This window comes from Arthrobacter sp. AQ5-05 (assembly GCF_003287975.1).
Taxonomy (GTDB): domain Bacteria; phylum Actinomycetota; class Actinomycetes; order Actinomycetales; family Micrococcaceae; genus Paeniglutamicibacter.
Genome location: NZ_QMKQ01000002.1, coordinates 167781 through 189387, shown reverse-complemented (window position 1 = coordinate 189387; position 21607 = coordinate 167781). Strand labels below are relative to the sequence as shown.

The window sequence follows — 21607 nt, the reverse complement described above, 5'->3', positions numbered from 1 at the left end:
GGGCCCGGGCCCGGCAACGCAGCCCACGGCGCCCGACCCGCGCACCGCCGTCCGAAAGCAGGGGCACATGAGTGTTTCACCCCTTATCTGGGGCATCACCGTCGGCGCCATCGTTGCCCTGCTCGCCTTTGACTACTTCTTCCACATCCGCAAGGCCCACGTGCCCACGCTCAAGGAAGCCTCGATCTGGTCATCGGTCTATGTGGGCATTGCCATCCTGTTCGGAATCCTGGTCATGGTCTTCGGCGGGACCACGATGGGCTCGGAGTACTTCGCCGGCTACATCACGGAGAAGGCGCTGTCGGTCGACAATCTCTTTGTCTTCCTCATCGTCATCGCCAGCTTCCGGGTCCCGCGCGAGGACCAGCAAAAGGTGCTGCTCTTCGGCATCGTGTTCTCGCTGGTGGCCCGGACCGGGTTCATTTTCCTGGGTGCGGCGCTGATCAATTCCTTTGCCTGGGTGTTCTACATCTTTGGCCTGGTCCTGCTGGTCACCGCCGGCAATCTGCTCAAGCCCGGGGACCAGGCGACGGACCAGTCGGAGAACTTCGTCATGCGTCTGGCCAAGAGGTTCCTGCACACGACCGACCACTTCGACGGCGACAAGCTGTTCACCATGCACCACGGCAAGCGGGCGCTGACACCCATGCTGCTGGTCATGGTGTCGATCGGCGGCACCGACATCCTGTTCGCGCTGGACTCCATTCCCGCGATCTTCGGCCTGACGCAGAACGTGTACATCGTCTTCACCGCCACGGCCTTTTCGCTGATGGGGCTGCGCCAGCTGTACTTCCTGCTCGATGGACTGCTGGACCGCCTCATCTACCTCTCCTACGGGCTGGCCGCGATCCTGGCGTTCATCGGCATCAAGCTGGTGCTCCACGCGCTGCACGAAAACAACCTGCCCTTCATCAACGACGGAGAACCCGTCCCGGTCATCGAGATCACCACGGCACTGTCCCTGGGCTTCATCATCGGGGTGCTGGTGGTGACGGTGGTCGTGTCCCTGCTGAGCAAGGCAGGAAAGGCACAGACGGCGATCAACAGTGCGCGCAGGCATGCCGTTGAATTCACGGACCTCGGCTACACCGCCGATCCCGCCGAGCGCGAGCGGGTCTACCGGTTGCTGACGCAGGAGGAGGCGCAGATCCAGGCGATGGAGCTGAAATACCGCAACAAGGCCAAGGACGTCGACAAGATCCGCGCGCTGGTGGCCGAGGCACACCGGCAGCACGATGAATACCCGCAGCAATAGCCATTGCCAGCGGGCAGGAGACCGACCAGCAAGGAGAAACGATCATGGACAGCGAGAACCCGTTTGGCGCAACACCCCCCATCCAGCCGGCACCGGCAGGCAGCATCGTCGTGGGGCACGACGGATCCAAGGGCGCACAGCTCGCCCTGGAAACGGCCGTGGAACTGGCCGGGCAGTTGGCGCTGCCGGTGGTCGTCTCCCGGGCGTGGTCCATCGTCACGGCACCGAAGCCGGCACAGTGGACCTCCGGATACGTCCCGCCGTTCGAGGAGTTCGCCGCCGCGGTCAAGGAGGAGATGGTGCGCGACGCGCGTCCCGTCGCCGAGAAGTTCCCCGGCGTCGAGATCACCTACAGCCCGGTGCATGCGCCGCCGCTCAAGAGCCTCGTCGCCATCTCGCACGATGCGCGCATGCTGGTGGTGGGAACGCGCGGGCGCGGGGGACTGAAGGGGATGCTGCTGGGCTCGGTCAGCGAACAATGCGTGCGGCACGCCGCCTGCCCGGTGCTGGTGGTCCGCCCGAGGCCCTGAGCCAGTGGCGCCCGGCCACCGGTGGCCGGGCGCCACTGCCCTCCGGTTGCCCCTTGCCGGCATGGGTTTTGGTGTCAGGACCCGGGGCTCGGGACCTCGTTGATGACCCGGTAGCCAAGCTCCGCGTCGAACCCGTGGATCTCCCGGGTGTCCAGATGCTCCATGAAGGACAGAATCTGACGGGTGAAGACCTGCCCGGGCACCAGCACCGGGAAGCCCGGCGGATAGGGGGTGACGAAGCCGGCCGAGACCACCTCGTCACCGGCGGCCACCCGCGCATGGAGCTCGCCGGGCATCAGGTAGCCGCAGGAACCGGTCTTGTAGGTGGTGAAGTAGGCGCTGCGGATGTCCCCGTCGACGGTGTCCGCATCGGTGCGGAACCGCTGCGCAAAGCGGCTGAAGTCCGGCAGCGGCGGCGGGGAGGCGGCCATGCCGGCGACCCTTGCGTCGCGGGCAGCCAGCGCGTGCGGCGACATCTCCGCCCGCTCGGCCTCGAAGTGCTCGGCGAGCTTGAGCAGCACATCGATCAGGTACGCGACGGCGCTGCGCGAGGTGCCGATGTTGGTCATGAACAGCACCGTGTTCCGCGAAGTCTTGTTGACCTGGATGCCGTGGCGGTCCATCAGGTACTTGTGCTTGAAGGTGTCCCCGTCGACCCCGGTGTTCCCGACATGCAGGGTCAGCCGGCTGGGGTCCATCACGAACTCGTCGGTGCGCCAGGCCTCGTCCATCGCGGCGATCCCGTCGCGCAGCGGCATCGGGCGCCGGGTTTCGCGGAACTCCTCGGGGATCAGGTCGCAGGTGCTCAAGACCCGGAAGTACTTCTTCAGCAACGGGTGGCGGGCCACCGCCTGGGCCACCGACAGGGCCAGATAGGCCTGGCGCTGCACCAGCTCGTAGCCCTCCAGCTCCGCCTGCCGCCGCCCGATGTCCAGCGAGGCCAGGATCTGGTAGTTCGGCGAGGTCGAGGTATGGGTCATGTACGCGGCCTTGAACGTCACCTCGTTCAGCTGCGCGAAGTCCTGGTCGAAGATGTGGATCATCGAGCCCTGGCGCAGCGCGGTGAGCGTCTTGTGCGTGGACTGGGTTGCGTAGACCCGCAACCGGGCGGCCCCCGGGTCAGGGAGCAGCCGGGCGGACAGCCACGCCTCGTCGTCGGCGGGTTCCCCGGTCTCCGGATCGAAGAGCGTGGCCCGCTGGGCCGCGGCCGCGGCGATGTAGGCGGGGTCCTTGAAATCGGCAACCAGCTTGGCGGCCGCGGCCATCGCGGTGCGCCGCCGGTAGACCGGGTGGAAGCCGGCAAACGCGAACCATGCCTCGTCCCAGAGGAACACCAGATCCGGCTTGATGGCCAGGCACTCGGCCATGACCCGTTCGACGTCGTAGACGATGCCGTCGAAGGTGCAGTTGGTCAGGGTGACCATCTTGACCTGGTCCAATCGCCCGGCGCGGCGGTAGTCCAGCAGCATCGACTTGATGGTGCGCAGCGGCACCGCCCCGTAGAACGCGTACTCGTTCAGCGGGTACGCATCCACGTAGGCGATCTGGGCGCCGGCGAGCATCAGCGCGTAGTGGTGGGACTTGTGGCAGTTGCGGTCCGCGATGACCACGTCCCCGGGGGCCAGGATCGACTGGTGCACGATCTTGTTGGCCGTGGAGGTGCCGTTGGTGACGAAATAGGAGCGCCGGGCGCCGAATGCGCGGGCCGCCAGCACCTGGGCGTCGCGGATGGTGGAACGCGGCTCCAGCAGCGAGTCCAGCCCGCCGGAGGTCGCGGAGGTCTCGGCGTGCAGGAGGTTCATTCCGTAGAACTCGCCCATGTCCTTGATCCACCGGGAGTTGACCACCGATCCGCCGCGCGAGACGGGCAGCGCGTGGAAGACCGCCGCGGGCTTGCGGCTGTGGGCCTGCACGGCGTCGAAGAACGGGGTCTTGTAGCGCGCCGCGACCCCGCCCAGCAGGGACAGGTGCAGTTCCATGGACTCCTCGCGGCGAAAGAGCCTGGCGAAGCGCCGGTTCGCCAGCCCGGCCAGTTCCTCGATGGACACATCGGCCACCAGATAGAGGTCCAGTTCCGGGCGCAGTTCCTTGAGCTTGTCGGCCAGCGCCAGGATGCGTGCCTTGGGCGGGTGGGAGGCGATTGCCGGATCCAGGAAATTGTCCAGGTACCGGCGCAGGTCGTCGTCGGGCCGGTGGCGGGCAGCGACCCCGAAGCCGGGGCGCAGGATGCAGGCCTGGATGGTGGGGTTCAGCAGCACGGCGATGATCGCATCCTCGAGGGAGGGGACCACGTTGATCTGGTAGATGAAGGCGTCCGAATCCCGGCGCTGGCCGGCCATCTCGGCGACGAGTTCCTCGCGCACAGTTGCCGAGACGTCATCGATGACCAGCACCTCGAAGCGCGGGCGGCGATCGGCGATGGCCGGGACCGCGGCGTCCGGCACCTCGGCCGCGGGATCGGGGTCCGGACCGGAATCGGGCAGCTTCGCATCGAGCTCGTGCCGGAAACGGGTGAACCCGCGGGTCACGGTCTCGATGAGGGCCAGCGCCGCGGCGAAGTCACCCTCGTGGATCCGCGCTGCGAGCTCAAGCACGTGCGCCTTGCCGGGCACCGCCCAGTAGGTCTCCACGGCCGCCAGGACGTGCAGCTGGCGGGTGGCCTCGGCCAGCAGGCCGGGCTCGACGGCATGCTCGCCGCCGCCCGGATCCGTCGGGCCCTGCAGCTGCTTGGCCGCGTAGCCCAGGTACTCCCAGGCGTCGGTGCGCAACCGCCAGACGCTGGAGGGCGTTGCACATTTCTGGGTGTCGATGTTCGCCATGGGCGCTTTCATGTCTGTTCCATTTCAGGGGTGTGCCCCGGCAGGGGCCTCACGGGGGCGTGGTCAGGGACGGGAGTCCGGGGCAAAGGGGCCGGGCCGTTCCCGCGGGGGGACGGAGAAAAGCGGAAGATAGGACTGGCGCTCGGCATGGTGCTCGGCGGAGAGCACCGCGGAAACGGCATCGAAGGCGCGCAGCGTGGCAAAGAGCTTCGCGGCGTCCTGCGGGTACGGCCAGGAGGAGAGCTTCACGGCCACCACCTGGGCGGGGCGGTTGATGTAGATCATCTGCCCGTGGATGCCCAGGGCCAGTAGCACGTCGTTGCCGGGATAGGGGAACCACATCTGGTTCCGGTACATCCCGCCGGGCATGCGGTTGTCGCCCGGGCTGTTGGCGAACGCCGCCCGCGAGTCGGGGGCCCCGGCCAGCGTCTGGGAGATCCAGGAGCGGGAGAGCACGCGCTTGCCGGAGGGCGCCACCCCGTCGTGCAGGAAGAGCGATCCGAAGCGGGCCAAATCCCGCAGCGTGGCGTTGATGCCGCCGTCGAACATGCCGGTGCCGAACTGGTCGGTTCCGATCGAGGCGTTGTACTCGGCGCCGAGCTTGCCCCAGAGCAGATGGGAGAGCAACATCGGCATGGGTGCCCGGGCCGCGGCCTCGCAGACCCAGCCGAGCATGTCGGTCTCGCAGGACCGGTACTCGAAGACCCCGCCGTGCCCCCATTTCTGTCCCAGCGTCAGCAGGTACGGGTACATCCCCACCGGCCCGGGGCGCGAGGGCGGGGCCCAGCCGATCGCCTCCTCCAGCATCCGCACCTCCGCATGCGGATCCAGGTATTCCTCGGAGAACGCGATGCCCGAGCGCATGTCCAAAAGGTGCCGCACCGTGGCCCCGGCATAGCCGGTGCCGGCCAGTGCCGGGATGTAGTCGGTCAGCGGGGCCTTGGTGTCCAGCAGCCCCGCATCATGCAGCACCCCGGCAACCGTGCCGACCATCGACTTGCTCACCGACATCAGCAGGTGCTCCGTGGCCGGGAGCATCCCGCCGAGGTAGGACTCGGCGAGCACGTTCCCGCGGTGCAGCAGCATCCAGGCGTCGGTGTCGGTTTCCGCCATGACCGAGGCCACGGTCATCGGCGGCTCGCCGGGGTAGGCGGCGGGCAGCACGATGGGACCCAGGTCCCGGGGTGCGCACGGCAGGACCGACACCGGGGTGGTCCCGCGCGAGACCAGCGCGGTGGGCAGGAACTCGGAGATGTGTTGGAAGGACCAGTGCAGGTTGTGCGGCAGTTGCCAGTTGCCCACTCCCACGCCCGAGGAGGGGGCGCCGTAGCCGGGGTCAGTGCCCAGCACGGCTGCCCCCGCCGCCGGCGGCGCCGCATCGGTGCGGCATCAGGGACGCCGCCGGTGTGCGGCGTCCGGATTCTCGGGTGTTACCAACGCGACTGCACCCCGATCCCGACGCCGTCCGAGTGGACGTTCACCTCGACGGCGCCGTCGGAGCGAATCTCCTGCTCCAGCACCGCGCCGCCCAGCGGCAATCCGGCGAAGCCCGCCCGGATGGAGTCGATGAAGTGCCGGGCGCGGATGCTCAGCTGCCGCGACCCGTTGCGCTCGACCTGCAGCCGCCCCTTGGTCACCAGGATGCCCAGGTCCCCGCCCTTCCAGCGGTAGTCGCCGGGCCCGTAGACGCGCAGGAAGAACGCCTCGGACTCGTTCTGCAGCATGTGCCAGTCCATGGCGGGGCGGCCGAAGACCAGGGCGCCGTTGGCATCGAGGTGGTACTGGCCGGTGGCCGGGGTGGCGGTGAGCAGCTCGAGGGTCTCGGAGGTTTCCTTGATGACCATCTGGCTCCACACATCCGCCCCGGAGAGCGCCTCCCAGCGCTGGTTGATCTCCTCGATGTCCAGCTCGAATTCCACGTCCATGTACTCGAGCAGGTGGAAGAGGAACAGCGGGACATCGGCGTAGGCACCGGCGGTGACGTTGGTGATGGCGCTGGCCCCGGAAATGCGGGGGTTCAGTTCGCCCAGGTAGACCTTGTCGGTGTCGGTGTCCACCAGCACGTCGACCTCGAAGAAACCGCGGTAGCCCTCCGTGGCCAGGCGGTCGCCCATGCGCTTGACCAGTTCCGTGGCCCGGGCCCGCTGCGAGTCGGTGAAGACGTCGGGGTGCATCTCGTTGCCGCACCAGCCCCCGGGGTACGGGGTCAGGTCCTCGTGGCCCGCCAGCTCGGTGAGGAACGGGCCGACCAGGGTGCCCGAACGGGTCAGCACCGCCTCGACGGCCACCGGCAGGTTGTTGATCCGGCGCATGATCTTGATTTCTTCCCCGACGATCCCGGTGCTGTGCTTCTCCCAGTCCGCCTCGGAGTTGATGAAGTAGGTGGTCTTGCCCGAGTCCCCGTAGGGGGTCTGCACGACCAGTTCCTCCCCGAGCCCGGCGGCGTCGGCGGCCGCGCGCAGGGTCTTGTAGTCGCTGCCGGTGCCCAGGACGTTGGGCACCGAGGACACCCCGGCCTCGTTGCCCAGGACGGTGGTGGTGATCTTCGAGTCGAGCCGGTGGCGCAATGCGGCCGAGGGCAGGATCAGGTCGTATCCCAGCTCCTCGCAGATCTGCTCGGTCTCCGTATCGAAGAAGACCATCGCGACCTTGGGCCGCACCCCGGGACGCAGGTCCTTGGTCATGCGGGTGCGGACCTCGGGGTTCAGCAGCAGCCAGTTGTTGATTTCCTCGCCCGAGCCGAACTCGCGGTAGGGCTTGTGCGCGGGGGTGAAGACCCGCGGGTGGGCGCCGTCCCAGGCGTCGTAGTAGCTGACGTAGGTGAAGTTGCGGACCCAGCGGTCCAGGCCCAGCAGGTTGAACGGGGTGGCTCCGATGAAGAAGATCGGCACGTCGTTGGTGCGGAAGAAGTGGCGGACCTCGGAGATGTTGCGCAGGGTGTGCAGGAGGGGCGGGCACGGCACGGTGGAGGCGAAGGCCGCGTCGGTGCCGACGGTGGCCTCGGGGGCCTCCGGGCCGGTCGGGGTTGCGCGCGGCATCGACTCCGCCACCGGGGTGGCGGCCGGGGCCACGGGTTTGGTTTCTGCGGAGCCGGTGGCCGGGGTTTGTGGCTTGGAGCCCGGGGACGATGCCTCGGGCGTGCGGGGCGCAGCGTCGACCGACGGGGTGGCGGCAGGTTGTGCCGGTGCCGTCGCGGCGGGGACCGGGGCAGGAGCCGCGGTGCCTATGGCCGTTTGCGCCTTGGTGGCGGTGTCGCCGGTGTCCGTCGTGGTCCGGGGGAGGAGCGCGGAGGAACCTTGGGAAGCCATGGTTTCCGCGCTCTTGGCCCCGGCACTCGGGACGGTGCGGCTCGCCGCGGTCGTCGGCTTCGCGGTCGCCGTCGCCCGCGGGGGCACAACGATGGCGGGTGAAAGCTTGGCGGGGGGTTTTGCGGTGGTGGAAGCCGTCACGGGCTTCGTCTCTGCGGACGTTGTCGCGGCGGGCTTTTCCGTGCTGGTCTTGGCCGCATCGGGCTTCAGCTCGGCGGCCTTTGCGGAAGCGGGCTTGGGTGCGGAGGAAACCGGGGCCGGTGCCGTGGCCTTGGCTGCGGAGGGCTTCACTTCGGGAGTCTTTGCTGCGGGGGAAGACGTGGACTGTGCTTCGGAGGCCTTCGTTGCGGTGGACTTCTCGGCGACGGCCTGTGCGGCTGCGCCGGACGGCAACGCCGCGGCTTCCGAGGACTTGGTCGTTGCCGTGGTTTTCTTCGCCGCCGTCTCCGGAGGCGTGGATGCCGCGGTCTTGGCTGCCGGGGTACGTGTGGTGGGTGTCGCAGCGGGCGCGATGTCCGTGGCGGCCTTGGCGGAAGGGGCCACGGACGCTTCAGGGGTCTTGCCGGTTGCGGGTTTGGCTACCCGCTGGTTGGGTTTGCTTGGCTGGCCGATCTTCTTGCCGGTAGTGTTCGCGCGTGCTGTCATGGCCCTACTCCTTTTTTGGGGGAAGAGGTCGAATACCGTCGAGGAGTACACCGCTGGGGTGCCCGATTGCCGCATGAGTTGCGCCGTCAAGCGCGACGCACGGGGGCCGGCAGGCAACACCTCGAACGGCATCCTCCACGTCCGGCCCGGGGCGGCTGCCCAGGACCATCCATTGCGGATTCACCCTTTCCTTCGTCAAGTCCAGCCAACGTAAATGGGCCAGGTGAACGATGCGTGTACGGTAGGTGTTCGTCTCGTGCGGGTGGTGTTTTCCGTCTGCGGCGGGGCTTCGGGGCGGTGCCCGTGGAGGTTCGCGGCGCCTCGCTCGACCCCTGATGGACACTGCCAGGGGTTTGGGCGAGAAATCGTCGAATCCGGCTCCCACATGGAGTGAGGCGAGTCTCAGCGTGGTTCGGAGGGTGTATTTCCGCGGGGTTCCGGCCCGACGGGACGGCGGTGGGCAGAAGCGGGCGAAACGGAAACCTGTCGGCTTAACAAGCTCCAGGAATTCTGAATGTTACGCGTGGTGGGTCTCCGAATGCTCCCGGGGAGTGCCCGGCACCGATGCGGTGACGCCCCGGCAGGTTCTTGCCGGGTGCGGCGCCGGTTACCTGCCGGCGCGGAGCCGATCAAGCAGGTCGCGCGGATGCGCCGCCGCTTCGGTGATGCCGAGGAAGGCGTGGGTGATCATGCGGTCGCGCACGACCAGGGTGCTGCGGACGTGGAGCAGTTCACCGTCGAAGCCGAAGGTCGGCAGGCCGCACGCGGTGGCCAGCACGAAGCCGGGATCCGAAAGCAGCGGGTAGGGCAGATGCAGGCGTTCGGCGGCTTCGCGTTGGTAACCGGTGTCCTGGTTCGACAGGCCAAGGACGCGGTAGCCGATTGACGCGAAGTCGGCGGCGAGGTCGCGGAACTCGCAGGCCTCCGGGGTGCAGCCCTTGGCGCCGGGAACCAGCGACCACTCTGGCGGTTCCACGGTGTCCGGGCGTCCGGTGCGCGGATAGATGAACAGCACGAAGGAACCGGTGGCGAAGTCCATTGGCCCCATGGTCTTTCCGCTGGTGGCGGGCAGGGCGATCAGCGGGAATTGCTGTCCGACCAGCCGCGTGGCGAGGGTGTCCAGGGGCATGTCCATGGGCATGTCCATGGCACTATTTTGCCATGCCGGGCACCGGACCACGGCCCGGCATCGGGCCTTCCCGAACGTGCGATGCCGGGCGCTTGTGCATCTCGGGCAGGTCTTACCTGCGAGTTTCCCGGGGGAATGTCGATTCTGTCGATATTCCCTGTTCAGAACCTGTACCCCGCTCCTAGACTGGCCACAGTCGTCACCCTCCGCCACGGGTACGTCCGTGGTTTCGGTTTTGGCCTTCCCCGCCGGGGCGCATGGCCGGATGGCCTCGGCTCCAGCCAGGTCCCTTCCGTTCCAGGGCAGCCGGGCCGGATGATCTTTCCAACCAGAAGCAAGGAGCGAACATGTACAGCGACGGAACGCTGAGCCCGATGAAATCCCCGACGGCCAAGCTCAATCGTCTTTTCGAGGGCTCCGGGACGGAGGTCTTTGCCAAGCTGGACCTGCTCCAGCTCTCGGGCAGCACCAAGGAACGAACGGCCAACAGCCTCATTGAATCGCTGGTGGCTTCCGGCCGGCTCGAACCCGGGGGCCTGATCGTGGAATCGACCTCCGGGAACCTTGGCATCGCGCTGGCCCGGCAATCGGTGGTCCGCGGGATCGGGTTCGTGGCGGTCGTCGACGAGAACGCCAACCGCTCGGCGCTCGAGATCATGCGGGCCTACGGGGCCAGGATCGAGCTGGTGCCAACGCCGCCCGACGGCAACAAGCTCGCCGCCCGGCGGCAACGGGTCCAGCAGCTGCTGAACGAGAACCCCGGGGCGGTGACCACCAACCAATACGGATCTCCCGCCAACCCGGACGCGCACTTCGGCACGACGATGCCCGAATTCATGGAGGCCGTCGGCGGACGGCTGGACATGCTGTTCGTGGCCACCAGCACCACCGGCACCCTCCTGGGCTGCCAACGGTACCTGCGCCAACACCATCCGGAAACCACGCTGGTGGCCGTGGACGCCGTCGGATCGGTGCTGTTCGGCGGCGCGGAAGGCCAGCGGCGCTTCCCGGGGCTCGGTGCGGGCGTCGTGACGGAGCTTTCCCTGCAGGCGGACCCCGACGTGGTGTGCAGGATCGAGGAGATCGACATGGTTCGCGGGTGCCGCACGCTGGCCAAGCGCGAGGGGATCCTGGCGGGCGCCTCCACCGGGGCCATCGTTGCGGCGATGGAACAGCAGATTCACGGCACCGAGGAAGGCTCGCGCCTCGGCTTCCTGGTCCACGATTCGGGCGTGCCGTACCTGCACACCGTCTATGACGACGACTGGGTCCGCAACAACCTCGGCCACGAGCCGGAACCAGGCACCGTGGACCAGGTGCAGGGCACCAGCACCCGATGACACGCATCGCCTTCGTCGGTGGAGGGCCCAAGGCCCTGTTTGCGTTGCTGGAACTGAATGACCAATGTTCCCCCGTGGGCGCCGAGGACCTGAGCGTCGATGTCTTCGACCCCTACCCGCCCGGTGCCGGACGGGTCTGGCAGGCGGGCCAGCCCAGGCACGTGCGGCTGAACGTGGCGGCGGGCATTGTCGACGCCACCTCCGCCGAAGGAGCCGGGTCCTTCGCTTCCTGGGTGGCTCGGGTCGAACCCCGTTACGTCACCGAGCGCTACCCGCCCCGTGCCGTGGTCGGCAGCTACCTGCGGGAGCGGTTCCGGACGCTGGCCGAAACCGCGAGTTTCCAGCTGGCCCACGTGCCGGCCCGGGTCACCGGCGTGGCCCGTGCCGGGGAGCTATGGGAGGTGGCCGGCGACGCCGGGACCGGGTTCTACGACGAGGTGGTGCTGGCGACCGGACACGGGCTGCCCGGCGAGGCCCCCGGGCCCCGGTTCGCCGGCGCGCGCAACCAAGACGCACTCATCGGGGACTACGGTGCGCTGGGGGAGGCATCCATCCCCGCCGGAAGCCGGGTCCTGATCCGGGGTGCGGCACTGACCGCCTACGATGCGGTGCTCTTGCTGACCGAGGGCCGCGGCGGGCGGTGGATCCCGGCCGAGGGGGCCGGCGGCCCGTCGCTGGGATATGTCCCCACGGGCCGGGAACCGGCGAAGATCGCCATGGGATCGTTGAGCAACCTGCCCACGGACCCCAAGCCCGTGCGGGTGCCCGAATCGATCAACCGGTGCCTTGACGCGTACCGGGACCAGGTCCTGGCGTGGGGCGCCGGCCCCGAGGCCCGCCCGGGCGGCCCCGGCGCCCGATGCACCGGGCTCTTTGGCATCCTGCTGGCCTGCGCCATGGAATGCGCGCAACTCTCCGGGGCACCGGCCACGCCCCTGGCCCTGTGGCGCACTGCCCTGACCGGGCGCGGGGAACCGGGACCCGGCACCGAGACGGCCGCCGAACACCTCCGCCGCAGCATCGCGGTGAACCGGGGTCACACGCCTCCGGGCACGGCGTGGGTATGGGGCAGGGTCTGGTCGGGACTGTATCCGCAGCTGGTGCTCGCGGTCTCCCGGGTGCGCTGGGATCCCGCGCAGGCCCGGATTTTCCGGCGCGTTGCCAGATCGCTGGAGCGCATGGCCTTCGGACCTCCCGAAAACACGGCACTGAAGCTGCTGGCGCTCTTCGACTCCGGCCTGCTGGACCAAGGGGCATTCCCACAACATGCTCCGGCCGACACCCTGGTCATCGATGCGGTCACGCCGCCTCCCGGCATCCTGGCGGCACCGGCGCCCGGCGGAGCGGCATTCTCGCCCGTCATGGCGGGCCTGCTGGCCGCCGGAGAACTCATGGTGCGCGAGGGGGAAACCGGGATGTTGACCGACACCGATGGAACCTGCCTCGACGCAAGCGGCAACCGCAACGAATCCCTGGCCGCGCTCGGACGCCCCACCGAGGGCCCCACGCTGGGCCACGACACCCTGAACCGCTCGCTGCACGACGAACATGTGCGGTGGGCCCGACGCATCGCACGGCAACGGATGCCCCAAGACCTTGGAGAACGAACATGAAACCCCTGATGCACGGAACACTCCCGCTCACCGCCCGCCTCGAACCCTGGATGGAGGCTCTGCTCGCCGACCCCGCGGGGTGCCGGGAACTGATCGACACCTTCGGATCCCCGGTGAACCTCCACGACTTCTCCGCCCTGGGCCGCAACGCCGACGAGCTGCGTGCAGCGGCCGCCGGGCACCGCGTGGATTTCCGGGTGTATCTGGCGCGCAAGGCCAACAAGACCATCGGAGCCATCGATGCTGCGGTCGAGGCGGGCTGCGGGATCGACGTGGCAGGCTTCCACGAGCTCGACCAGGCCCTGCGCCGCGGCGTGGACCCTGCCCGGGTCATCGTCACGGCGGCCGTGAAATCCCGTGAGCTGCTGGCCCTGGCCCTGGACAACGACGTGGTGGTGAGCCTGGACAACCGGGACGAAGCCGAGGACCTCCTGGAGGTTGCCGCCGCCCGCGGGATGCGGGCCAGGGTCGCCCTGCGCCTGGCCTCCTCCAACCCCCTGCTGCCGCCGACCCGCTTCGGCCTGCGGGCGGATCACTGGCTCGCGTTCCTGGGCGGGCACCACGACCGCTCCGGACTTGAGGTCGCCGGGATCCACTTCCACCTCAACGGCTACAGCGCCGAACATCGCGCCCTGGTGCTGGCCGAATCCCTCCGGCTCGTCGACGAGCTGGCGGAGCTGGGCCATGCACCGGGTTTCATCGACATGGGAGGCGGCATCCCGATGTCCTACCTGGAGAGCGCCGCCCAATGGACCGGTTTCTGGGAGGCGCTCGCCGGGCAGCCCGCCGGGAGCGAGGACATCACCTGGAAAGCCGATTCACTGGGAGCCGTGGGCAAGAACCCTGGAACCGGCGTCTACCCCTACCACCAGGACCTGGTCCGCGGCCCGTGGCTCGATGCGGTCCTGGCCTTCCGGCCCGCGGGAGCCGCGGGAACCATCGCGCAGCTGCTGGTTGCACGGAACCTCCAGCTGCGCTGCGAACCGGGGCGTTCGGTGTTGGACGGGTGCGGCCTGACCCTGGCCGCGGTGGCCTTCGGCAAGGAGCGCAGCGACGGGGTCCCGCTGCTGGGCCTGCACATGAACAGGACCCAGTGCCGATCGACCTCGGCGGACTTCCTGCTTGACCCGATCCTGCTGCACGCGGCCGGGCCGCGGCGGGCACGCGAGCCGTTCAGCGGGTTCTTGGTCGGTGCCTACTGCATCGAGGAGGAGCTGATCCTGCGCCGGCGGTTCGAGTTCCCCCAAGGTGCCGCCCCGGACGATGTGGTCGCGTTTCCCAACACCGCCGGCTACCTGATGCACATCGTGGAAAGCGCCTCGCACCAATTGCCGTTGGCGGTCAACCTGGTCCGGGACGGGAGCGCTTGGGTGCCCGATCAGATCGAGGACCGGGCGTTGCGCGCCTGAGCCGGGCCGGCCTGGTCCAACCCGGTGCCTGGCGCGGGCATGTGGGCGGATCGCGCGGCCCGGCGTTGCCGGCGCCGGCGGACGGCCTGGGAGGTCGCGAAGGTGGCCAGGGTGGCGAGGGCACCGAGCAATCCGCCGAACCAGGAGCCGAAGACCAAGGAGATTCCGCGCAGGTCCAGGCCCTTGCCCTCGGAGAGGCCCGGGACATAGGGAGGGGGGAACACCGCCCCGACGGCCGGGCCGGCGAAGAGCCCGTAGACGATCGAACCGAGGCATCCCAGGACCATGTACCAGTGGCCGGCCCTGGCGCCGCGGCGCACGTGCACGTGGATCCCGATGGCCACCAGCGGCAGTGCCGCGGCGAGGCAGAGCACCCGGAAGGCGACGAGCTCGAAGTCGTTGTAGTCCATGGCTGCCGTTCCCCGTTCCTGGTTGGCGCTGAAGGGGCAATCCTATCCGGGCCACCTCAGGGAACCCGCGGCTCAGCCTGTCTGGTTCGGGAGCGTGCCGAAGAGCGGCAGCAGCACCTCGTCCACGAAGCCCACGAGCGTGCCTTCGTCCAGCGGTTCCCCGCGAAAGAGGAAGTGGTTGCGCAGCAAGGCGGCCCCGACCTCCAGCCGGGCGGGGGTCACCGCTCCGTCCGGGACCTGGCCCCGTGCGCCCGCGCGGCGCAGCACCTCGGCCATCAGCTGGCGGTTCCTGCCCTGGGACCGGGCCCGCAGGGCCTTGCTTCGATCGGCATCCGGAAGCGTCTCGGCGAGCATCCCGCGCATTGCCTCCCCGGCCGGGCCCCGAAGCGCGGCCGCGCCCAGGCGGAGGGCCGCGAGCAGGTCGCCACGCAGCGCGCCGGTGTCGGGCAGGGCCTGCGGTGAAGGTGCCAGCGTGTAGACGGCGTCCATGACCAGTGCCGCGCGGGTCTGCCACCTCCGGTACAGCGAGGCCTTGCTGGCTCCGGCCCGCTTGGCGACCGCCTCCATCGTCAAGGCCGGGTAGCCGTGCTCGGAAAGCTCGGCCAGGGCCGCGGCGAGGATGGCCTCTTCCAGTTCCTGGCCGTGTCGGCGCGGCAGCGTGCGGTGGTCCGGGGGCTCCGTTTTCATGTCGTGGCCGCTGCCTGCACTGCGCGGGTGATGCGCCCGCGCGTCCCGTCCACGGTGACCTTCTCCCCGTCGGAGATCACCGCGGTTCCGGTTCCGGTCCCCATGACGGCGGGGATCCCGTACTCGCGCGCCACGATCGCCGCGTGCGAGGCCACGGAGCCGGTGTCCACCACCACGGCGGCGGCCCGCCGGAACAGCGGCGTCCAGACCGGGTTGGTGTAGGGGCACACCAGGATCTCGCCGTGGCCCAGCCGCTCGAAGTCGGCGGCGTCGCGGATGATCCGGGCCACGCCGGTGGCGGTTCCCGAGCCTGCCGGGGTGCCGGTGGCCAGGGCATCCGAAGCGGCCGCGGCGGGGAAGAACACCGAGGCGTCGAACATCGGCACGCCGGCGAGCCCGGTGCGCTTGGCCGTGCGCGCCGTCACGGCGGCGCGTATCCGCTCGGCCTGCCCGGCGGGGATGGCCGCTGCGTCGAAGATGCCGGTGAGCTCCTCCCAGCGCAGGTGGAAGACCTCCTCCGGCTCGTTCAGCACCCCCGCTTCCTGCAGCCGGGCGCCGATCTGCAGCAGCGAGCGGCGCAGCACCGGCAGCGCGGCGGTGAAATGGAAGTGGGTGTCCTCGCGGAAGACCACCGCTTCCCGGGCGGCCTGGACCCAAGCGCGGGCGAGTTTGGCCAGGCGCGGGCCGCGCAGCAGCCGGTGTTCCAGCAGGCGGTCCCGGGCGGTGGCGGAGCGCGAATCCGCTGCTGCGGGGGCGGCGGCCGGGTCGCCGGCCAGGGACAGTGCCATGCCCAGCACGATCTGCGGGGACTCAGCCAGTGTCGGTGGGCTGACCAGCAACGGGGAGGTGGTTTCGCGGCGGCCGAACTCGGCGAGGAAGGCTTCCAGCCGGGCGGCGAATCCGGCGAGCCGCGGATCCCGCGACAGCGCGAGGGAAACCTGTTCCACGTCGAGTCCGGTGAGTGCACCACGCAGCTGCGGGTCGGCCCGCAGCTCGTCGGCCAGCCTGGCCAGGGCCTGGTTGGAGTCCTCGGTGCGGGTCTGCGCGCCACCGAGCAGGTCCGCGACGAGCTTGCGGCGGCCCAGCACGGCCGTGAACACGATCATTCGCGCCAGGGCAAGCCCGCTGCCGGGCAGGTAGTCGATCCGCAGGTCCCGGCAAAAGTCCTGCGTGGCCATGGCGCGGGCCGGCACATCCAGCAGCGCGGCCCATGGCAGCGCCGCAAGCTCGAGTGACTCCAGCGCGTGGACCTCGGCGAGGAAGGCGGCCTGCCGGGGGTCGGCGGACCAGTGGGCGGACTTGAAGCGGCGGGCCTTGCAGGCCAGCTTCGCCGGGGTGAGGAGCAGGCGCGGGGTGGGGCGCGGGGACGGCGGGACCAGGGCAACGACCACCCCGTCCTGCTCGCGCAGGTAGTTGGTGAAGGCACCCTCCAGCCCGAAGTATTCGGTGATCCGGTGCATCATTTCGGCCGGTCCGTGGGCGATCTGCGTGGTCACATCCAGCGGGTAGGGCCGCACGGGCAGGTACTCGGCCAGGATTGCGCCCTGCAGCCGGCGGAGGCGTCCCAGGGGTGCGGTGGGTTCGGGCAGTGCCGTCATGGGCCGGGCCTGCACGATCCAGGTCTTGCCGGCGGCGATCGCCCATTCGATGTCCTGCGGGCGGCCGAAATGCCCGGCAATGGTGCGCGCATGGCCTGCCAGGGACGCCAGGTTCGCGGCGGTGAGCAGCGCGCCGTGAAGCTCGCTTCCGCCGGCCGGCACCGTCTTTCGCGTCGCCGCCTCGTGGGACACCCCGCCGCCTGCAGCCGGTCGGATGACGACCTCGCCGCGTCCGGGCTTCCATTCCAGCAGTTTCCCGCCGGTCTCCAGGACGTAGTGGTCGGGGGTGACAAGGCCGGAAACCACGGCCTCGCCCAGGCCGGCGCCGGCGTCGATGAGGATGCGGTCGCGCGCCCCACTGAGCGGGTCCGCGGTGAACATCACCCCGGCGGTGTCGGATTCGACCATCACCTGCACCACCACGGCGATGCGGACCTCGGCCGGGGTGAACGGGCGGTGGCGCCGGTAGTCGACGGCGCGGTCGGTGAACAGCGAGGCCCAGCAGCGGCCCACCGCATCGATGACCGCATCGGCCCCGACGACGTTGAGGTAGGTGTCCTGCTGGCCGGCGAAGGCAGCACCGGGCAGGTCCTCGGCCGTGGCGCTGGAACGCACCGCGACCGGGATGTTTTCCCCGAGCCGGCGGTAGGCTGCGGTGACCGCCTGGCCGATGTCCTTCGGCATCCCGGTGGACAGGATCGCCTCGCGCAGGGCCGCCGGCGTGGCGGCCGGGTCGGTGACGAGCGCCTGCAGCCCGGCGAGCTGCGCTGCCTGCGCGTAGGCGTCGGTGGTGACCACGAATCCGTCGGGCACGGGCAGTCCCGCGCGCATGAGCTCGCCGAGGTTTGCCGCCTTGCCGCCGACCACGGGGAGGTCTGCCGAGCCGAACTCGGCCAGCGGTGCAACGGTCACGGGGCGGGAAGCCGTCGTTGTGCCCATGTTTCCTCCTGGGGATGCGGACCTGCGTTGCACGGCCGGGAACCCGAACGCCTTAGAGAACTGTGCGTTCTCTAAATGTAGGCCCCGTGACCGGGTGGAAGCAATGGCCTGCCCGGGGTTCCCGCCTGTTCGAGGCAGGGCCCGGCTGCGGGGTGTGTGGTCCCGTACCGTTCAGCGGACCGGGCGGGCGCGGCCGATGGTGATGTCGCCGTGGGAGGTGCGGCCGGTGACCTGCAGGGTGTCCGTCGAAGCCCCGGGAACCGAATCGGTGGCGGTGAGGTTGTTGCGCACGGTGCCGTGGCCGGTTTCCAGATCCAGCCAGGCCGCGCTGCCCTCGCGGATGCCGAGTTCCAGCTCGCCGTAGGAACTGCGCATGTCGATGGCCCCGCGCAATGCGTCGTGGATGCGCACCTTCCCGTAGGCGGTCTTGGCCACGACGGTCGCCAGGGCGCTGTCGACCTCGATGTCGCCGTAGGAGGAGGCTACCCGCAGGTCACCGGTGGCCAGGCCCACGTGGGTGCCGTGCTCGGCGCTGCGGATTGCGGCGGTGCCGTCGAGCTGCCCCACACGGACCTTCCCGCCACGGATGTCGGTGTGTCCGGTGCCGCGGTCCAGGACCACATCCCCGTAGCCGGTGCGCAGTCGCAGGTCCTCGCCTTCCTCGACCGTGATGTCCCCGTAGGAGGTCGTGAGGCTCGAGGGTCCGAGGGCTCCCTCGGTGCGGATGGACCCGTAGGCGGTGTTTGCCCCGATGCGGGAGCCGGAAGGAAGATGGACGACCAGCTCGATGGAGCTGCCGGAGCTGAACCACGTGTAGGTGCGCAGCGACTTGGGCTGGATGACTTCCAGCCGGTCTCCGGAGAATTCGACGACGGTGGACTCGGCCGAGCGGACATCGGCGGCCTTGGCGGGGTTGGACGGCTCAACCTGCACGGTGAGGATCCCGCCGTCGCCGGCGAGAATGCGGATGTTGCCCATCGACAGGTCGATGGAGGCGGTAACGGGGCCGGATGGCTTGAAGGTGTGCATGGCGTTGTCCTAACGGACCCAGCCGGTGAAGCGGTGGCCGGAGTTCTTCTGGGGTTGTGCGGGGGCCCCGGGCGGGGTGTTGAGCGTGGCCGAGACGGCACGCACCAGCCACGTGTTGACCGAGAGGCCCTCGCGTGCGGCGGCGGCCTCGACCTGGGTCTTGAGGCCTTCGGGCAGCCGCAGGGTCAGCCGCGCGGTCGCCGGATCGGCGTCTTGGCCCGGCTCCGGCAACGAGGATTCGGCCGGGGAGGATTCGTGGTCGGCGGAATCGGGGGAAGCAGACGGGGGAGCGGTGACGACGAATTCGGGGTCGGCTCCGCGCAGCCGCACATCGACCGAGCCCGGTGCCAGGTCGGTGGTGATTTCTGCTGCGGCGTCCGAGAGGACCTCAAGCAGCAGCAGTCTCACCGAGGCATCGAGCGTCGGGGCCAGCCGTTCGGCGACGGCCTGGGCCTCGTCGCCCGAGGCCTGGGCGGCCGCCGAGAGCTGGTTCTGCAGGTTCTTGACGTAACGGGAAATGTTCACGATGCCAGAGTGAGACCATGATGACGTCACGTCAATGGCCTGTGCCAACAATTTGGTGTCATGCATGTTGGCCTCGGAGTGGCGAGGGCAGCGTCGCGGCAGGATTCCTCTGGTCGGTGGCCTTCTTGGGTGCGGGGAAGGGCGTTCCCACGGCATCGGGAACCCGAACGCCCAGGGCCGCTGCCCGTGCAACCGGTCCTTCGGCATGCAGTGGCCGGGCAAGAGGCAGGACGACTGCCGGTCCCGGTGTGTCATGCCCTGGGATGCGCCCGAGCCCTGACACGAGACCGGTTCACCGCAGACGGGGCCAAGCCGGGTCTGGCCGGTGCCAGTCCGCCTTCCGCCAACGGGCCTTCCGGATGACAATATTCGTGTGAGTGAATACGAGACGATCAACGGCGTTCCGGTCTCCGAGGGGCACATGGCGGCCTGGGCTGCAGAGGCAGAGCGTGGATACGACATGCAGGCCCTCGAGAAGCGAGGGCGCGGTCGACCCGGTCGTGGGGCCCCGCCGTCTCAGGTCGTCCCGGTGCGGCCGAGCGTGGAGGAGCTTGCAGCCATCTATGCCCGGGCAAAGAAGGAACATAAGACGCGTTCGCAGGTCATACACGAGGCCCTGGTAGCGAACCAGGCCTGAAGGGCCGGCGCGAAAAACTTGCCGCCGCTATGCAAGGCGCTGCAGAAAACGGCCGGGCGTGGTGAAGACTGGGGGATACACGCTATCGAATGAAGGATGCACATGATCAACCTCAAGCAGGACGCCGACGGATTCGTGCGGATGAACCGCCACTTTCCCGAGAAGATGACCCTGACCGTCACCTTCGCCGACGGGACACAGGAAGAAGTCAGCGGTCGCCGGATGAACGAGCTCTATGACGCTGCCTTGGCAGATTTCCGCCTGGGAAACAATATGGACGCCAAGGGCTTCTCGCGCTCGCCGGTGAAGATCCATCGCAAGAACGCCATCGAATTCGTGCCGGTCTCGCCGGGTCTCACCAAGTAGTACAAGACCCGGTAGGAGTTCGCCGACGGCCCCGGGCAACGTGGCAGTCGTTGTCGGGGCCCCGGAATCATGGACGGTCCAGGGACACCACGGCCATGAAGCCGCGGCCGGATATCCGCGGGGAGTCCTCCTCGCCGCCAATGACGGTGTCGCGCAGTTCCAGCGGCTCTTCGGTGTCGGCGTGCCGCATGACGGCCTTGCCCTGCAGCAGCACGCCGAACTGGGCGCCGAACAGATGCTGCTCGCGCTTCTTGGACAGCTCCACGATGCGTACGCTGCCCCGCACTGCTCCGGAACGGGTGATCAGGTTCAGCGCCAGCACCTCGCCGGTGGGCAGCGCGGCCTTGACCGCGCTGCCGCCGGAGAACCTCAAGGGCCGCAGGGCCTCCACCGCCTGGGCGGCGCCGTCGACGGTCAGTTCGAGCAGCTCGCCGGCGATCACCGTCAGTGTGCGGTCGAATCCGTCATAGGGAGTGAACTCCCCGGCGCGCTCGATCGATGCGACGCTCAGGCGCCAGTCCCAATGGCTGCCTTCGGCGGGCAGCAAGCCGGCATCCGGGCCCAACATTCCGGCGGCAATTTCCCGCACGTCGCCGTGGGCCCATTTCCTCTTGGCGGAATCGGCAAGGTGCAAGACGGTGCCGGTGGCCAGGGCGCGGTTCGTGGTTGTCATGGGAAGAAGTCTAACGGGGCTAGAGGAAGGCCCCGATGAGCACCACGACGCCCATGATGGCCAGAGCCGCGGAGGACACCCGCTCGAGCCAGATGCCCACGGTCGGGCTCTTGAACCAGGCCATGGCCCGGGCGGCGATGGCCGTCAGGACGGCAAGGTAGGCAAATCCCATGGCCGCAAAGATTGCCCCCAGTGCCATGGCGGAGCCGAGCATGTTCGATCCGGCGGGTATGAAGGGAGGCATCAACGCCAGGAAAAGCAGGCCAAGCTTCGGGTTCAGCGCCGAGGAGATAATGCCGGCGCGGATGGATTGGAGGATCGTGTATTCGGTTCCGGGAACCGTCGCTGAACGCGTGGTCGTGCGCGCTGTCGCCGCCGTGGCTCCGGCCAGGAACTTCGCCTTGATCAGCGAGCCCAGGCCCAGGTAGAGCAGGTACGCGCCGCCGACGATGGCGATGACCTGGTGGATGGCCGGGTAGGTCTGCAGCAAGGCCGCCACGCCCAGCCCGGCCAAAGCCGCCCAACCCATGATGGAGACCATCATCCCCAGTGCGGCAGCGATCCCGTTGCGCGGGCGGTTCAGGGCATAGCGGAGCGCAAGGAAGGTGTCGGGCCCCGGGGCCAGCACCACGACCAGGGCTACCCCGGCGAAGCCCAGGAGAGATGAAGACGGCATGGCACCATTATCTGGCTTG

Annotated in this window: 18 protein-coding genes; 7 read left to right on the top strand and 11 right to left on the bottom strand. The window is 69.1% G+C overall.

Annotated features, from left to right (window positions below; translation table 11 throughout):
• Window positions 1-67 precede the first annotated feature (67 nt).
• Window positions 68-1255: a TerC family protein gene (locus DQ353_RS03485; protein ID WP_113761393.1), complete on the top strand. Its 1188-nt coding sequence runs from the start codon at window positions 68-70 to the stop codon at window positions 1253-1255.
• Window positions 1256-1299: 44 nt separating this feature from the next.
• Window positions 1300-1785, top strand: a complete 486-nt coding sequence (locus DQ353_RS03480; protein WP_113761392.1) for a universal stress protein — start codon at window positions 1300-1302, stop codon at window positions 1783-1785.
• Window positions 1786-1859: 74 nt separating this feature from the next.
• Here the strand turns inward: DQ353_RS03480 and DQ353_RS03475 are convergent, their stop codons facing one another.
• The 4 genes from DQ353_RS03475 to DQ353_RS03455 form a co-directional block, all read right to left on the bottom strand.
• Window positions 1860-4616: an aminotransferase class I/II-fold pyridoxal phosphate-dependent enzyme gene (locus tag DQ353_RS03475; protein WP_286166581.1), complete on the bottom strand. Its 2757-nt coding sequence runs from the start codon at window positions 4614-4616 to the stop codon at window positions 1860-1862.
• 51 nt (window positions 4617-4667) lie between these two features.
• The gene (locus DQ353_RS03470; RefSeq protein WP_113761390.1) at window positions 4668-5954 is read right to left on the bottom strand and encodes a serine hydrolase domain-containing protein; all 1287 of its coding nucleotides are present in this window, start codon (window positions 5952-5954) and stop codon (window positions 4668-4670) included.
• Between the two features lie 80 nt (window positions 5955-6034).
• Window positions 6035-8557 (bottom strand): biotin carboxylase, encoded by a 2523-nt coding sequence (locus tag DQ353_RS03465; RefSeq protein WP_286166580.1) that lies wholly within the window; start codon window positions 8555-8557, stop codon window positions 6035-6037.
• A 607-nt stretch (window positions 8558-9164) separates the two neighbouring features.
• A complete protein-coding gene (locus DQ353_RS03455) occupies window positions 9165-9704 on the bottom strand; it encodes a peroxiredoxin (protein ID WP_113761387.1) in 540 nt (179 codons plus the stop codon).
• Between the two features lie 329 nt (window positions 9705-10033).
• On the opposite strand from DQ353_RS03455, the gene DQ353_RS03450 reads away from it, so the two are divergent.
• The 3 genes from DQ353_RS03450 to DQ353_RS03440 are packed head-to-tail and all read left to right on the top strand — an operon-like array spanning window position 10034 to window position 14048.
• Window positions 10034-11026, top strand: coding sequence for a pyridoxal-phosphate dependent enzyme (locus DQ353_RS03450; protein WP_181578221.1), 993 nt, complete (start codon window positions 10034-10036; stop codon window positions 11024-11026).
• Window positions 11023-12639 carry an FAD/NAD(P)-binding protein gene (locus DQ353_RS03445; RefSeq protein ID WP_113761385.1) on the top strand — a complete coding sequence of 539 codons (1617 nt, stop codon included), beginning with the start codon at window positions 11023-11025 and terminating at the stop codon, window positions 12637-12639. Before DQ353_RS03450 ends, DQ353_RS03445 begins: the two co-directional genes overlap by 4 nt.
• Entirely contained in the window at window positions 12636-14048 is a 1413-nt protein-coding gene (locus DQ353_RS03440) for an alanine racemase (protein ID WP_113761384.1), read from the top strand. Before DQ353_RS03445 ends, DQ353_RS03440 begins: the two co-directional genes overlap by 4 nt.
• On the opposite strand, the gene DQ353_RS03435 is transcribed toward DQ353_RS03440, so the two are convergent.
• The 5 genes from DQ353_RS03435 to DQ353_RS03415 all read right to left on the bottom strand — a co-directional run bounded on the left by DQ353_RS03435 (window position 14018) and on the right by DQ353_RS03415 (window position 19236).
• Window positions 14018-14458: a hypothetical protein gene (locus DQ353_RS03435; RefSeq protein ID WP_113761383.1), complete on the bottom strand. Its 441-nt coding sequence runs from the start codon at window positions 14456-14458 to the stop codon at window positions 14018-14020. The genes DQ353_RS03440 and DQ353_RS03435 overlap by 31 nt on opposite strands.
• A 72-nt stretch (window positions 14459-14530) precedes the next feature.
• Complete coding sequence (locus tag DQ353_RS03430; protein WP_113761382.1) at window positions 14531-15145, bottom strand: TetR/AcrR family transcriptional regulator; 615 nt, start codon at window positions 15143-15145, stop codon at window positions 14531-14533.
• Window positions 15142-17682, bottom strand: coding sequence for a PEP/pyruvate-binding domain-containing protein (locus DQ353_RS03425; protein ID WP_113761381.1), 2541 nt, complete (start codon window positions 17680-17682; stop codon window positions 15142-15144). Before DQ353_RS03425 ends, DQ353_RS03430 begins: the two co-directional genes overlap by 4 nt.
• 171 nt (window positions 17683-17853) lie before the next feature.
• Complete coding sequence (locus DQ353_RS03420; RefSeq protein ID WP_113761380.1) at window positions 17854-18711, bottom strand: DUF4097 family beta strand repeat-containing protein; 858 nt, start codon at window positions 18709-18711, stop codon at window positions 17854-17856.
• A 9-nt stretch (window positions 18712-18720) separates the two neighbouring features.
• Window positions 18721-19236 carry a toxin-antitoxin system HicB family antitoxin gene (locus tag DQ353_RS03415; protein WP_286166578.1) on the bottom strand — a complete coding sequence of 172 codons (516 nt, stop codon included), beginning with the start codon at window positions 19234-19236 and terminating at the stop codon, window positions 18721-18723.
• Between the two features lie 373 nt (window positions 19237-19609).
• On the opposite strand from DQ353_RS03415, the gene DQ353_RS03410 reads away from it, so the two are divergent.
• On the top strand, window positions 19610-19873 hold the full coding sequence (locus DQ353_RS03410; RefSeq protein ID WP_113761378.1) for a CopG family transcriptional regulator: 264 nt from the start codon (window positions 19610-19612) through the stop codon (window positions 19871-19873).
• A gap of 102 nt (window positions 19874-19975) precedes the next feature.
• Window positions 19976-20239: a hypothetical protein gene (locus DQ353_RS03405; protein ID WP_113761377.1), complete on the top strand. Its 264-nt coding sequence runs from the start codon at window positions 19976-19978 to the stop codon at window positions 20237-20239.
• Window positions 20240-20306: 67 nt separating this feature from the next.
• Here the strand turns inward: DQ353_RS03405 and DQ353_RS03400 are convergent, their stop codons facing one another.
• Window positions 20307-20912 (bottom strand): HutD/Ves family protein, encoded by a 606-nt coding sequence (locus DQ353_RS03400; protein WP_113761376.1) that lies wholly within the window; start codon window positions 20910-20912, stop codon window positions 20307-20309.
• A gap of 19 nt (window positions 20913-20931) precedes the next feature.
• Window positions 20932-21588: a LysE family translocator gene (locus DQ353_RS03395; RefSeq protein WP_113761375.1), complete on the bottom strand. Its 657-nt coding sequence runs from the start codon at window positions 21586-21588 to the stop codon at window positions 20932-20934.
• Window positions 21589-21607 lie beyond the last annotated feature (19 nt).

Excerpts from the sequence above, each read along its gene's own strand:
- DQ353_RS03485 (WP_113761393.1), top strand. The coding sequence starts at position 68 with ATGAGTGTTTCACCCCTTATCTGGGGCATCACCGTCGGCGCCATCGTT.
- DQ353_RS03480 (WP_113761392.1), top strand. The coding sequence starts at position 1,300 with ATGGACAGCGAGAACCCGTTTGGCGCAACACCCCCCATCCAGCCGGCA.
- DQ353_RS03475 (WP_286166581.1), bottom strand. The coding sequence starts at position 4,616 with ATGAAAGCGCCCATGGCGAACATCGACACCCAGAAATGTGCAACGCCC.
- DQ353_RS03465 (WP_286166580.1), bottom strand. The coding sequence starts at position 8,557 with ATGACAGCACGCGCGAACACTACCGGCAAGAAGATCGGCCAGCCAAGC.
- DQ353_RS03455 (WP_113761387.1), bottom strand. The coding sequence starts at position 9,704 with ATGGACATGCCCATGGACATGCCCCTGGACACCCTCGCCACGCGGCTG.
- DQ353_RS03450 (WP_181578221.1), top strand. The coding sequence starts at position 10,034 with ATGTACAGCGACGGAACGCTGAGCCCGATGAAATCCCCGACGGCCAAG.
- DQ353_RS03445 (WP_113761385.1), top strand. The coding sequence starts at position 11,023 with ATGACACGCATCGCCTTCGTCGGTGGAGGGCCCAAGGCCCTGTTTGCG.
- DQ353_RS03440 (WP_113761384.1), top strand. The coding sequence starts at position 12,636 with ATGAAACCCCTGATGCACGGAACACTCCCGCTCACCGCCCGCCTCGAA.
- DQ353_RS03435 (WP_113761383.1), bottom strand. The coding sequence starts at position 14,458 with ATGGACTACAACGACTTCGAGCTCGTCGCCTTCCGGGTGCTCTGCCTC.
- DQ353_RS03430 (WP_113761382.1), bottom strand. The coding sequence starts at position 15,145 with ATGAAAACGGAGCCCCCGGACCACCGCACGCTGCCGCGCCGACACGGC.
- DQ353_RS03425 (WP_113761381.1), bottom strand. The coding sequence starts at position 17,682 with ATGGGCACAACGACGGCTTCCCGCCCCGTGACCGTTGCACCGCTGGCC.
- DQ353_RS03420 (WP_113761380.1), bottom strand. The coding sequence starts at position 18,711 with ATGCACACCTTCAAGCCATCCGGCCCCGTTACCGCCTCCATCGACCTG.
- DQ353_RS03405 (WP_113761377.1), top strand. The coding sequence starts at position 19,976 with ATGATCAACCTCAAGCAGGACGCCGACGGATTCGTGCGGATGAACCGC.
- DQ353_RS03400 (WP_113761376.1), bottom strand. The coding sequence starts at position 20,912 with ATGACAACCACGAACCGCGCCCTGGCCACCGGCACCGTCTTGCACCTT.
- DQ353_RS03395 (WP_113761375.1), bottom strand. The coding sequence starts at position 21,588 with ATGCCGTCTTCATCTCTCCTGGGCTTCGCCGGGGTAGCCCTGGTCGTG.